A 12,565-nucleotide genomic window follows, 5' to 3' on the forward strand; every position below is an offset into this window, starting at 1 on the left:
TTAGTATACTTTCCCTTCGATAACATCTGTTAGTTGCTTGCGCACCGCTTCGATTGGAATTTCATTCACTACAGGTGCTAAGAAACCATGAATAATGAGACGTTCTGCTTCTCGCTTAGAAATCCCACGGCTCATCAAGTAGTAAAGCTGAACCGGATCCACACGTCCAACAGACGCTGCGTGTCCAGCCGTTACATCATCTTCATCAATGAGTAAGATTGGATTGGCGTCTCCTCTTGCATGTTTACTTAACATTAACACGCGCGATTCTTGTTCTGCGTTGGCTTTTGTTCCACCGTGTTCAATCTTACCGATTCCGTGGAAAATACCGGTTGCTTTATCTTTCATGACACCGTGCTGGAGGATGATACCATCGGTGTGTTTACCATGGTTAACAATGTTGGCTGTGAAGTTTTGTGTTTGATCACCACGACCAACAGAGACTGCTTTCGCATAACAAACAGATTGATCACCTAATAGGTGCGTCACGTTTTCTGAAATCGTATCGCCATCATTCATTTGGCCAAGTGCCCACTCAATTTTCGCATCACGTTCAGCTAAACCACGACGGTTAATATAAGACGTCGTACCGTGCGCAAAGTGATCAACTGAACCGTATGAAATTTTCGCATTCGCTTTAGCAAACACTTCACTCACTACGTTCATGACTGTTTTTGCTTCTGTTTCAGATGCTAAATAATTTTCAACGTAAGTAACTTCACTATTTTCTTCTGCTACAAGTATGACGTGATTAAACAACGCTTGTGCCGGGTTATCCTGCCAAAAGATGGTTTGAATTGGTTCTTCAACTATCACATTTTTTGGTACATAGATAAACGCCCCACCATTAACGAGTGCTCCGTGAAGAGCCGTTAACTTATGTTCATTTACGCTTACCGCATCTGTCATAAAGTATTGTTTCACTAAATCCGCATGTTCTTTAATCGCCGTCTGAAGATCTGTGACAATCACACCTTGTTTTGCCAAATCTTCACTCCTGTGGACATACTCACGAACATTATCACGTAAGATTAATAAGTTTTGTTCTTTTTCAATGTCGATAAACTTTTTAATCCCTTCAGGTAAATCATTAAGGGCGATTTGTTTAGCCGATTGGTTATTGGTCACATGATCAAACGTGTCAAAATCCCAGCGGGTGATTTTCGTTTTATCCGGTTTTGGCATATCAATCGTTTCAGCTGTTTCAAAAGCTTTCAAGCGGAAATCTGTCATCCATGCCGGTTCTTGTTGTTGTTTCGAATAACTTTCTATATAGTCACACGTAAATACATCGTTAGACATCAAATTCCTCCTCCCCTATATATTATTTGCCGACAGTTTCGTCTTCAATTCCGAGTTCGTCTTTAATCCACTCATACCCTTCGCTCTCTAAACGTTCGACAAGTTCAGGTCCACCAGATTTTACAACGCGCCCTTGCATCATCACGTGAACATAATCTGGTTTTACGTAGTTTAATAGACGTTGGTAGTGTGTGATAATTAAGCAACCAAAGTTTTCATTACGTAATTTATTGATCCCTTTTGATACAACTTTTAACGCATCAATATCAAGACCTGAGTCAATTTCATCTAGAATACCAATGGCTGGTTTTAATAGCATGAGCTGCAGAATCTCATTACGTTTTTTCTCCCCACCTGAAAAACCTTCATTTAGATAACGTTGTGACATATTTTTATCCATTTCAAGATAATCCATCGCGTCATCCATCTCTTTAATGAACTTCATCAATGGAATCTCATCACCCTCTTCGCGGTGAGCATTAATAGAAGACCGTAAGAAATCTGACGTTGTCACCCCACTGATCTCACTCGGATATTGCATCGCTAGGAAAAGACCCGCTTTTGCACGTTCATCTACTTCCATCTCAAGAACATCTTCACCGTCCATTAAGATTTGTCCTTTTGTTACTTCATATTTAGGGTGTCCCATAATAGCTGACGCCAATGTTGATTTACCCGTACCGTTCGGCCCCATAATCGCATGGAACTCGCCGCCTTTTATCGTTAAATTAACGCCTTTTAAAATCTCTTTCCCATCAATCTCCACATGAAGATCTTTAATCTCTAATGTTGAACCACTCATATCTATACCTCCTAAGTAATTTGCTTACGTGTTATTCTGATACTGAGTCTCATTTTCATTCTCAGTTTATACTCATTACAATCTTAAACTATTTCAAAAATTATGGCAAGATTTTAAGACCGAAAACATCACTTTTTAAACAATAACGTAAAAAAAGTTTATATCGTTTTCCCGAGTAAGTCAAACATTGCCACATCTTTCAATATTTTTGCTCTGATCGACGGTAACGACGCTCTGAATAATTAACGCCTCCATCACGACTAGCGATTGCCTTATTTTTGGTAATATAAAGAAAAACCTCTCACACTATTTATTTAAATAGCGCAGAGGTTTTTCTCATTTACTCATGTTAATTGAGTTTACATATCTCGGTGAATATCTTGTTGTAGTTCAGCAATCAATTTCATACTTTGTTCATGACTTTTTTCTCGTTCTCGCTCCACTTTCATGCGCTTCTCGACATTCATTTCATATTCTGTGAAATTCACGCCGTGATTTTGATGCATAGCTTTTTCCATTTCTGGTGTGTAGTTCAGATTGAGCTTTTCCATCTCGTTTTAAAAGTCCCCTTATTGATTAATTTATTTATTGCTTGATACAAGTATTATTATAGCACGCTGCCCCTACTATGAAAAACGTGCTTTGACATGATTTGACCTCATTTCACCGAGTAATAACCGCTCTATTCAACATACCTCAGCGCACATAAAAATACAGACGAATTCTTCCGTTTTCGTCTGTATTTCATTGTTCAGTTATTCACCGGCAACAGGAACAACTTCGCCTTGGTATTTTTCATTAATGAAATTAGAGATTTCTTCTGACTGCAAGATTTCAACTAACTTTTGAAGATTCTCATTATCTTCATCTTCAGCACGTGCGGCGATAATATTAACATAAAGGGAATCGGCACCTTCTACGAATAACGCATCGTCCACCGGTGATAGACCTGCTTCAATCGCATAGTTACCATTAATAGCAATGAGTGTATTTGCTTCATTTTCATATGCTTCGATCAGGAATTCCGGATTCACTGATGGAGAAAACGTAAGGTTCAATGGATTTTCCACAATATCATCGATTGTAGCAGCGGATTTATCTACATCATCGGCAAGTGTAATAAAACCATTTGCTTCAAAGAGTGCTAAAATACGCCCATGGTCAGGTACGTTACGACTAATAATCACTTCTGTTCCTTCTTCAATATCATCTACTGAAGCAATGTCTTTTGAAAACACACCGAGAGGTTCTACGTGAATGCCCGCTAGATTAACTAAGTCATAACCATGATCTTCTAAAGATAATTCAAAGAATGGAATGTGTTGGAAGTAGTTGGCATCCAATTCTCCACGTGATAAATCTTCGTTTGGTAATGCGTAATCTGTATACGTTTCAATCGTTAACTCAATACCTTCTTCTTCTAGCAATGGACGCGCTTCTTCTAAGATTTCTGCGTGAGGCACAGAAGTAGCCCCGACTTTAATTTCATTCTCTGCTGATTCTTCTCCACAAGCAGCTAAAAATCCAAGTGACAAGACAAGTAAAAATAAAGTTACAATTTTTTTCATCATGAAATCCCCTTTTCTTTTTTTAATATATGAATAAGCTCATTAGCGCTTATCAATTTTTTTCGTAATAACATCGCCAATAAATTGAAAGATAAATACAATTAATACAATCAGGAGTGTACAGACATAAACGATATCCATATCTCGACGAGTAAAGCCGTAGAAGTAGGCATAATCACCAAGACCCCCAGCACCAATCGATCCTGCGACGGCGGTATAACCGATTAAAGCAATCGCCGTTACCGTCAGTCCTGAAACAAGCGCTGGCATCGATTCTTTTAGTAACACCTTAAAGATAATCGTCGATGTTTTTGCCCCCATCGCTTTCGCTGCTTCAATTACACCGTGATCAACTTCACGTAAAGCAATCTCAACGAGGCGACCATAAAACGGCGCAGAACCTAAAATTAATGCAGGTAATGCGGCTGTTGGTCCGCGGAACGTCCCAAATAAAAAGACGGTGAGTGGTAAAATTAAAAAGATTAAAATAATAAAAGGAATCGCCCGAAATATATTCACAAATCCAGCGGTAATTGAATAAACAATTTTATTATCCCACAAGTTACCCGGCGCGGATAAATAAATGAATAGACCTAGGATCGTACCTAAAATCAACGTCCCTATTAAAGCGACAAGTGTCATATAAAGTGTCTCACCTGTTGCCCATAAAAGATCCATCCAATCAATGTTTGGAAATAAATTAGCCATGTGTGATCACCTCCACATCGACTGATGTTGATCGAATAAATTGAATCGCCTGTTCCACTGCTGGTAAGTCCCCTGTCATTTTTACATAAAGCGAGCCGTAAGCTCCTTCTTGTGTTTGTTTAATGTTTCCTTGAATAATATTAATATCAACGTCATAATGTTTAGCTACCTCTGAAATAATCGCTTGATTGGCTGTTTCTTTTACGAAGGTTAACTTTAGTACATGACCATCTGAAATATGTTCGATTAATACATCATCGGTGAGTTCTTCATCTGGTTTACCCATGACCTGTTCAACAAACTTTTTCGTCACCGGTTTTTTAGGGTGTGAGAAGACTTCAAGGACATTTCCTTGTTCAACCACACGTCCCGCTTCCATTACGGCTACGTTATGACAAATCTTTTGAATGACGTGCATTTCATGGGTAATGAGGATAATCGTTAAACCGAGCTTTTCATTAATATCAACAAGCAAAGCTAAAATTGAGTCGGTTGTCTCTGGGTCAAGAGCCGATGTTGCTTCATCACAAAGTAATACTTTCGGTTTATTTGCGAGTGCTCGTGCAATACCAACCCGCTGCTTTTGTCCCCCACTAAGTTGTGACGGATAATTCTTTTCTTTACCTGTTAGTCCAACAAGATCAATCAATTCTTGCACACGCGTTTGTATTTCAGCTTTTGATGTCCCGGCAATTTCTAATGGAAAGGCAATGTTTTCTTCAACGGTGCGCGACCACAACAGGTTAAAGTGCTGAAAAATCATGCCAATTTCCTGGCGTTTCACCCGTAATTCATGTTTTGATAGGCTAGTGATATTTTGTCCTTCTATTTCTACTGTCCCACTTGTCGGTTCTTCTAAGCGATTAATTAAGCGAATAAAAGTGCTTTTACCAGCACCGCTATAACCAATCACGCCGAAAATCTCACCTTTTTCAATCGATAAACTTAAATCATCTACGGCTTTTAGTTCATGTTCGTTTGTTTTAAAAACTTTCGATAACTGATCAATGACGATCATGTGACTTCCCCCTAATATCTAAATATTCATTCTTTTTATAACGGTATTCATTCTTCTCTCTTTAACCGAATACGCGATGGTTTAATGATTAAATTATCAACCAAACACTATTTCAATCAATATAAAAGCGCCCCTTTATTCTCCTTTAATAAGAGAACAAAAAGACGCTGGCATCATATGCTTACGTTTAAGCGTTCCCTTATCATCCAAAGCTTACGCTTTGCAGGAATTGGCACCTTTTTAAATACAGCTTGTATTTAACGGTTGCCGGGCTTCGTCGGGCCAGTCCCTCCACCTCTCTTGATAAGAGTCTTAAATATTTAATTGGTTAATGGTGATAATAGCACGTTAAAAATATGCTGTCAATAAGTTTTCACAATATTTTGTCCATGTTATACTAATTAATCACGAGAGTATACAACAGTTTGAAAGGATGATTGATATATATGACAACTGCACCAGATTTTACGCTTCCCTATATTGATAAAGACGACCATCTTACATTAAGTGATTTGCGCGGGCGAATGGTGTTACTTACGTTTTGGGCCTCTTGGTGTCCTGATTGTAGTCAGGATATGCCGATGAAAGAGCGATTATTCAAAACCGTGGACCAAAACAAATTAGCGATGATTACCATTAATGTCACTGGTAGAGAAAGGCATCACGATGATGCCGTTCGTTACAAAAATAACTTTATCAAACAACCAACTCTTGTAGATAATGGTCGTGAAACATATCTCAACTACACTTGTTTAGGTGTACCAACGACGGTCTTAATTGATCAACAGGGTCATATCGTTAAACAATGGGGCCAGAACTTAAGCTTTCCTAGTCTAATGGAGGCAATTAGTGCCTATCTTTAAGAAAAACATGCCTGTTCATTAGAAGTATTGACTAATGTTCAGGCGTGTTTTATGATCAGATTACTTCGTTAAATCAATATCATTGATGTGTGACAAGTTTAAAGCAACATGGTCCTCAGTAACGCCCCGCAGAAAATCTTTATACGCGTCACTTGCCATAAGTGCTTTAACATCCTCCATATTATCTGGCTTAATGACAATCAACCAACCCTTATCATAAGGTGACACATTAATCAGTTCAGGTTTATCTTCTAATACATCATTAACCTCAACGATTTCTCCGTTGATTGGTGCATACAGTTCTGATACTGTTTTAACGGATTCAACATTACCGAACGTATCATTCGCTTTCACTGTTTCACCAGTTTCACTGATTTCAGCGAACACAACGTCACCTAGTTCATCTTGCGCATAATCAGTCACCCCGATACGAACTAAGTTATCTTCAATATTTAACCACACATGTTCATCTGTGTAATAATAATCTTTTGGTAAAGTCATTTATCATTCCCTCTTTCATTTAAGCGAATTTGTTGCTGCTTATGTTGCTTTATTTCCATGTTTGTTCGAATTGTTCTTCCTTAAAACCGACCGTCACATGTTGGTCATCATAAGTAAGTGGACGTTTCATTAACATCCCATCGCTTACGAGTACATCGACTTTCTCTTCATGCGTCATATCAGGTAATTTATCTTTTAAATTCAATTCACGATACTTCTGGCCACTCGTATTAAAGAATTTTTTAATATCTAGTCCGCTTCGTTCGATTAGCCCCATCATCACTGCTTTTGATGGTGTGTCTTCTACAATATGGTGCTCATCATAAGCGACACCATTAGCCTCTAACCATTGCTTTGCTTTTTTACATGTACCGCACTTTGGATAACAATAAAACGTCATTGTCAAATGAATCCCCACCCTTTCTCTTTTCTCCTTCTTTAGTATAAAGTCTCTTGCTTCGTTTTTCCACCTTTTCGCTTGTTCTAATGCACTTTCATTGACATCAAAGCATTTATTATGATTAACTTAAACCTAAACCGTAACAATTCTTATTTACATTCATGCTTGTTTCGGTTACACTTAGTAATGGTTACGTTTCGAACAATCACAAAGTGCTTTTATATAATAGATAGAGGAGCTTAAATACAATGACAGACACCATCGTTGAATTAAAAAATATACGCTATGCCTATGAAGACAAGATTGCTTTAAAAGATGTGAACCTCTCGATTCCTCGCGGGGCTTTTTTAGGTCTTGTCGGACCAAATGGTGGCGGTAAAACAACATTAATTAAATTACTACTCGGTGTGTTAACACCGCAACATGGCTCGATCGAGTTATTCGGAACACCTGCTAATAAGTTTAAAGATTGGCAGAAGATTGGCTTTGTGTCACAAAAAGCTAATGCCTTTAATCGAGGGTTTCCTGCCACGGTAAAAGAAGTCGTCGCTACGGGATTAACGGCACAAATCGGTTACTTGAAGTTCTTCACAAAAAAACATCGCGAGAAAGTAAAAGAAGCCATTGAACTTGTTGGTATGTCAGAATACATCAATCAAAACATTGGTGACTTATCAGGTGGTCAACAACAGCGCATTTTTATTGCCCGTGCTTTAGTCAGTGAACCGGAATTTCTCATTTTAGATGAACCGACTGTTGGGATTGATACGGAAAACGTTCAAAAGTTTTACGAACTTTTAGGGAAATTAAATCACGAGAAAAAAATCACCCTTCTCCTTGTCTCCCATGATATTGGCACGATGACAAGTCATGCAAATGGCGTTGCTTGTCTCAATAAAGAAATCCATTTTCATGGTGATACAGAAGCGTTTCATAATTTATCTGAACAACGGATTTCATCATTTTATGGTCATGACTTAAATATCGTGACCCACAATCATTAAGGACGGTGAGTGAGTTTGCTTAGTCAATTTTTTGAGTTTGAGTTTTTGCGCACGACACTTTATACAGGTTTAATCATCGGCTTAATTGCGCCACTCCTTGGTACGTTTGTCGTTGTGAGACGCCTTAGCTTAATTGCTGACGGTTTGAGTCATGTGACTTTAGCCGGTATTGCTTTTGGTTTGTTTATGGATAAAAAATACGGATTAGCTGTCATTACCCCTTTTACGTCCGGGACAATTTTTTCTATCTTTGGAGCTATCTTAATTGAGCGTCTAAGAACAGTCTATAAAGCTTATCAAGATTTAGCTATTCCTATTATTCTCTCTGGTGGGGTTGGTCTTAGTGTTATCTTTATTGCACTTGCTGACGGATTGAACAATGACTTATACTCTTACTTATTCGGATCTGTTTCAGCTGTGTCTAAACAAGATTTTAATACGATTCGGATTATTGCGGTTATTGTTTTAACGTTAATGGTTGTGTTTTATAAAGAATTGTTTATGTTATCATTTGATGAAGAACATGCGAAAGTATCAGGTATTCATTCAAAGAGTATTCACTTATTATTTATCTTACTGACGGCACTTGTTATTTCAGCGTCTATCCGCATTGTCGGTGTGTTGCTTGTTTCAGCGCTCATGACACTGCCTGTCGCAAGTAGTATTCGCATTGCCAAAGGATTTAAACAAACCATTTTTTATTCGATTATCTTCGGTGAAGCAAGTGTCATTCTAGGGATTGTTTCTGGTTATTATTTAGAAATCCCCCCCGGTGGGACAATCGTGATGGTCTTAATTGCTTTTCTCATCGTGACAACATTTCTCCAAAAAGTATGGTTAAAATCTCAACGAAAGAAGGCGATTGTATGAATTTAAATGAAGCCCTTAATAAGTTAAAAGAGGCTGGTTATAAATACACAAATAAACGGGCAATGATTTTAGAGTTTTTCGCAAATGAAGGGCGTTATCGTACAGCTAAAGAATTACTCTCTTATATGGAACCGCATTATGATGGGATTAGCTTTGATACAATCTACCGAAATCTCCACCTCTTTAACGAGTTAGGTATTTTAGAATCCACTGAACTAGACGGAGAAAAACATTATCAAATCCGGTGTGCTAATCACCACCACCATCATTTCATCTGTCGCAAATGCGGGGCAACAAAACGCATTCAAATCTGCCCAATGGATATGATTGATGATGACTTAAGTGGGTACATGATTGAAGGACATAAATTTGAAGTATACGGACTTTGTCCAGCTTGTCAAGCCGCATAAAATAGATAAATCCCCCAGTCACATAAACGGTGACTAGGGGATTTTTAGATGTTATTTAACAATGAGTACCGGGCAATCGGCGCGTTTAGCCACTTTATGACTGACACTTCCTAGCACCATTTCTTGCAGACTATTTAATCCGCGACTTCCAATAATGACGAGATCATGCCGTTCATCATTCGCGTACTTAACAATCGTTGGGCCTGGATCACCATGTAAGATTTTGATACTGTAATCTACTTCCGCTTCTGTTAATTTACGCTCAGAGATTTCTAATTTTTCACGTCGACTACGATCTAAATCACTCGCATTCCAGTGATAAGTTGCATCAGCTTTCGCCGCTGTTCCATCAACAACATACAAGATGGTAACTTCAGCATCTGCTTGACATTTTGCTAATTCAACCGCTTTTTCACAGGCGCGAATTGAATATTCAGATCCATCAGAAGCTAACAGGATTTTCTTAAACATGAATGACCACTCCCTTAAAGATAAAATAAACTATAGTATAATCTATCCTTTAACCGCTGTGGGTAAACCTCATTTCACCAAAAGTTTTCATCATTGTAACTATTCATACGGCTATTTTTTAATATCGCTCTGCCCTACTAGTCATTTAGGTTAATCGGAGAATGCTTTTCAACAGAGACGCGTGCTGCGTCCGTCATAAGCTGAGTATTATAAGCATTTTGATACGTAGACAAAATGTGTTCATTACTACCTGACTTAATGGATTGAATAAAGGCTTCATCCTCCTGGTAATAGGGATCTTGTGTATCTACCATGACTTTTTCGGTTTTTCCCGTTTTTATCGTTAACGACTCAGGAGTCCACTCGATCACTGCTGAATCGGTATACATCGTAAACCCTATTTCATCTAAACCCTCTGGTAAGATGCACGTATTGGTAATATTAGCGATGACTCCAGATTTAAATCGTATACTGAGTGTACCGACATCCGCTACAGTCACGTCTTCTTTTCGCTTATTCATCACGCGTTGTGCCTCATAAGCATGAACTTCTTCACTCTCACCTAAAAGGTACCTCAAAAGATCGACAATATGCGTCGCTTGTTCATTTAATTGTCCACCCGATAATGCTTGATTACGCCACCAACTCACCTCAGGCATCGACCCCATCCATCTGCCTGTCACTAGACCTACGGTATGGTCTTTTAATAGACGTTTAAGATATTGAATCGATTCTAAGTAACGGAAATGATAACCGACAGCAGTCACTAACGGTGCTTTTTCGAGTGCTTCAACAACTTTTTCTGGCGCCGCTGTTGTTACACCTAGTGGCTTTTCAACAAAGAAAGGTATGCGATGCTTTACTAAGGTAAGTTCCATCTCACCATGCGCCATCGGCGGCACACAAAGATAAACACCATCTAATTTTTCTGCGTCTAGCATCGCATGAAAATCGCTATACCCTCTCATGCCGTCATACTGTTCAGCAAATCGCTTCGCTTTTTCCTCGCTCGTACCGCAAACAGCTACAAGTCTTACCTGGTCCATCTTCATTAGAATATCAGCATGTTTTTGACTAAATCCACCTGTCCCTACCATCCCAATCTTTATTGTCATCGTACTCATCCTTTATCATTTGACTTAGTTAATTAATTTACTTTATTTTAACGTTGTTCTTAATAAGTCGCAACTTTTTCCATAAAACAACCTGAATATAAGTGTTAATACACATAACAAGCACTTCTTACTAATTAATCAAATCCATGAGAAGCAACATGTCATACAAAATGATGTAAACATGTTACAATTAATATTGATAGTAAATACCATAACTCATACATGAGAAGATAAGGGGTGCAAAGGATGAAATTAGACGTAACAGATCAAGCCATTCAATGGTTCAAAGAGGAAGTATTAGTGGAAGAAGGTAGTGCCGTTCGTTTTTATGTGAAAATTTATGGTACAAGCCCGATTCGTGAAGGCTACGCACTAGCCTTTGACGTACACAATGAAGCAATTGATGGACCTGTTGGTGAGAAATTTGAGCAGAGTGGACTCACTTTTTACGTTAAAGAAGATGACCTCTGGTTCTTTGAAGGTCATGATTTAATCGTTGATTATGATGAGAAGATGGATGAAGTCGCTTATCGCTATCCAGAAAATAAGTGACTGTATCTTGTCTCAATCGGACGCATTCAATATGATAAACAAAAGGTCACAGATGCGACTAGCCCAACTGTGACCTTTTAGTATGCTTTAAAAAATTTTTTCTAACGCTTGTTTAATACGATCTTGATCAAATGGCTTAACGATAAAATCTTTCGCACCCGCTTGAATTGCTTCAAGTACCATTTGTTGTTGTCCCATTGCTGAGCACATGACAATCGTGGCACCTGGGTCATTGGCTTTAATATTCTTAACAGCCTCTACCCCATTCATCTCAGGCATGGTAATATCCATTGTCACTAAATCCGGTTTCAACTCACTATACAAATCAATCGCCACTTGACCATTCTCTGCCTCGCCAACGACCTCATGTCCTAATGATTGAAAGATATTTTTTAGCTGCATACGCATAAACGCAGCATCATCAGTTACTAAAATACGTGCCATAATTCATACTCTCCTCTAACTCTTTTATTTCTCATCATTACGTGTTTTACTGTTCTTCTACAACTTCTTTTACTTCATTTAATTCTTGATGATTTAAAATGTATGCTAAGTCTACTAAGAGTAATAAGCGGTCATCCAGCTTTGCGACACCATTTAAAAACTTCGCATTGACACCTCTAATAGATGTAGGAGCTGGCTCTACAATTTCTTCATCGATATCAATAACATCTGAGGCTTCATCGACGATAAAGCCAACCGATACATCATCAACAAGTGCGACAAGCATTCGTGAATGATCGGTTTTGTCTGTTTTATCCATATCCATACGACGCTTTAAGTCGATGACCGGAATAACCTCGCCTCTTAGTTTCGTAATACCTTCAATAAAGTCTGATACTTGAGGTAACTTTGTCATATCAAGTAATTTTTCAATGGACACAATTTGTTGAATACTTGCGCCATATTCTTGATCATTTAATCGGAAAACGATATATTTTTCTGTGCTCATCTATCTCTTCTCCTTCAATACGTATTTAG

The 12,565-nt window shown here is 38.3% G+C and carries 17 protein-coding genes and 1 riboswitch; of the genes, 5 read left to right on the forward strand and 12 right to left on the reverse strand.

Going from position 1 to position 12,565, the window contains the following annotated elements; genetic code table 11:
- The 6 genes from sufD to BM390_RS05615 form a co-directional block, all read right to left on the reverse strand.
- Complete coding sequence (sufD, locus tag BM390_RS05590) at window positions 1-1,302, reverse strand: Fe-S cluster assembly protein SufD (RefSeq protein WP_062321901.1); 1,302 nt, start codon at window positions 1,300-1,302, stop codon at window positions 1-3.
- Between the two features lie 22 nt (window positions 1,303-1,324).
- Window positions 1,325-2,104: a Fe-S cluster assembly ATPase SufC gene (gene sufC, locus BM390_RS05595; RefSeq protein ID WP_062321899.1), complete on the reverse strand. Its 780-nt coding sequence runs from the start codon at window positions 2,102-2,104 to the stop codon at window positions 1,325-1,327.
- 359 nt (window positions 2,105-2,463) lie between these two features.
- The gene (locus tag BM390_RS05600) at window positions 2,464-2,655 is read right to left on the reverse strand and encodes a YuzK family famiily protein (RefSeq protein ID WP_062321898.1); all 192 of its coding nucleotides are present in this window, start codon (window positions 2,653-2,655) and stop codon (window positions 2,464-2,466) included.
- A 204-nt stretch (window positions 2,656-2,859) separates the two neighbouring features.
- Window positions 2,860-3,672, reverse strand: coding sequence for a MetQ/NlpA family ABC transporter substrate-binding protein (locus BM390_RS05605; protein WP_062321896.1), 813 nt, complete (start codon window positions 3,670-3,672; stop codon window positions 2,860-2,862).
- A gap of 42 nt (window positions 3,673-3,714) precedes the next feature.
- Window positions 3,715-4,380 carry a methionine ABC transporter permease gene (locus BM390_RS05610; RefSeq protein WP_062321894.1) on the reverse strand — a complete coding sequence of 222 codons (666 nt, stop codon included), beginning with the start codon at window positions 4,378-4,380 and terminating at the stop codon, window positions 3,715-3,717.
- Window positions 4,373-5,398 (reverse strand): methionine ABC transporter ATP-binding protein, encoded by a 1,026-nt coding sequence (locus BM390_RS05615; protein WP_062321892.1) that lies wholly within the window; start codon window positions 5,396-5,398, stop codon window positions 4,373-4,375. Before BM390_RS05615 ends, BM390_RS05610 begins: the two co-directional genes overlap by 8 nt.
- Before the next feature lie 196 nt (window positions 5,399-5,594).
- Window positions 5,595-5,708, reverse strand: a riboswitch (SAM riboswitch).
- 136 nt (window positions 5,709-5,844) lie between these two features.
- On the opposite strand from BM390_RS05615, the gene BM390_RS05620 reads away from it, so the two are divergent.
- On the forward strand, window positions 5,845-6,261 hold the full coding sequence (locus BM390_RS05620; RefSeq protein ID WP_062321890.1) for a TlpA family protein disulfide reductase: 417 nt from the start codon (window positions 5,845-5,847) through the stop codon (window positions 6,259-6,261).
- 60 nt (window positions 6,262-6,321) lie between these two features.
- On the opposite strand, the gene gcvH is transcribed toward BM390_RS05620, so the two are convergent.
- Window positions 6,322-6,762 carry a glycine cleavage system protein GcvH gene (gene gcvH, locus BM390_RS05625; protein ID WP_062321888.1) on the reverse strand — a complete coding sequence of 147 codons (441 nt, stop codon included), beginning with the start codon at window positions 6,760-6,762 and terminating at the stop codon, window positions 6,322-6,324.
- Between the two features lie 49 nt (window positions 6,763-6,811).
- The gene (locus BM390_RS05630) at window positions 6,812-7,168 is read right to left on the reverse strand and encodes an arsenate reductase family protein (RefSeq protein ID WP_062321951.1); all 357 of its coding nucleotides are present in this window, start codon (window positions 7,166-7,168) and stop codon (window positions 6,812-6,814) included.
- A 242-nt stretch (window positions 7,169-7,410) separates the two neighbouring features.
- Here BM390_RS05630 and BM390_RS05635 point away from each other — a divergent pair, with 242 nt between their 5' ends.
- Genes BM390_RS05635 through BM390_RS05645 form a run of 3 tightly spaced genes read left to right on the forward strand, consistent with a single transcriptional unit; the run spans window position 7,411 to window position 9,446 of the window.
- Window positions 7,411-8,166, forward strand: a complete 756-nt coding sequence (locus BM390_RS05635) for a metal ABC transporter ATP-binding protein (protein ID WP_062321886.1) — start codon at window positions 7,411-7,413, stop codon at window positions 8,164-8,166.
- 15 nt (window positions 8,167-8,181) lie between these two features.
- Window positions 8,182-9,036: a metal ABC transporter permease gene (locus BM390_RS05640; RefSeq protein WP_062321884.1), complete on the forward strand. Its 855-nt coding sequence runs from the start codon at window positions 8,182-8,184 to the stop codon at window positions 9,034-9,036.
- The gene (locus BM390_RS05645) at window positions 9,033-9,446 is read left to right on the forward strand and encodes a Fur family transcriptional regulator (RefSeq protein WP_089853279.1); all 414 of its coding nucleotides are present in this window, start codon (window positions 9,033-9,035) and stop codon (window positions 9,444-9,446) included. Before BM390_RS05640 ends, BM390_RS05645 begins: the two co-directional genes overlap by 4 nt.
- Window positions 9,447-9,497: 51 nt before the next feature.
- Here the strand turns inward: BM390_RS05645 and BM390_RS05650 are convergent, their stop codons facing one another.
- Together BM390_RS05650 and BM390_RS05655 are read right to left on the reverse strand one after the other, a co-directional pair.
- A complete protein-coding gene (locus tag BM390_RS05650; protein ID WP_062321882.1) occupies window positions 9,498-9,917 on the reverse strand; it encodes a universal stress protein in 420 nt (139 codons plus the stop codon).
- Between the two features lie 137 nt (window positions 9,918-10,054).
- Window positions 10,055-11,032 (reverse strand): Gfo/Idh/MocA family protein, encoded by a 978-nt coding sequence (locus BM390_RS05655; RefSeq protein WP_062321880.1) that lies wholly within the window; start codon window positions 11,030-11,032, stop codon window positions 10,055-10,057.
- 246 nt (window positions 11,033-11,278) lie between these two features.
- Here BM390_RS05655 and BM390_RS05660 point away from each other — a divergent pair, with 246 nt between their 5' ends.
- Window positions 11,279-11,584: a HesB/YadR/YfhF family protein gene (locus tag BM390_RS05660; protein ID WP_062321878.1), complete on the forward strand. Its 306-nt coding sequence runs from the start codon at window positions 11,279-11,281 to the stop codon at window positions 11,582-11,584.
- Between the two features lie 87 nt (window positions 11,585-11,671).
- Here BM390_RS05660 and BM390_RS05665 read toward each other — a convergent pair whose 3' ends face one another.
- Together BM390_RS05665 and BM390_RS05670 are read right to left on the reverse strand one after the other, a co-directional pair.
- The gene (locus tag BM390_RS05665; RefSeq protein ID WP_062321876.1) at window positions 11,672-12,028 is read right to left on the reverse strand and encodes a response regulator; all 357 of its coding nucleotides are present in this window, start codon (window positions 12,026-12,028) and stop codon (window positions 11,672-11,674) included.
- A 46-nt stretch (window positions 12,029-12,074) separates the two neighbouring features.
- The gene (locus tag BM390_RS05670; RefSeq protein ID WP_062321874.1) at window positions 12,075-12,536 is read right to left on the reverse strand and encodes a chemotaxis protein CheW; all 462 of its coding nucleotides are present in this window, start codon (window positions 12,534-12,536) and stop codon (window positions 12,075-12,077) included.
- Window positions 12,537-12,565 lie beyond the last annotated feature (29 nt).

Origin of the sequence: Halolactibacillus miurensis (genome assembly GCF_900116255.1) — a bacterium.
In the GTDB taxonomy this organism is placed as follows: Bacteria; Bacillota; Bacilli; order Bacillales; family Amphibacillaceae; genus Halolactibacillus; species Halolactibacillus miurensis.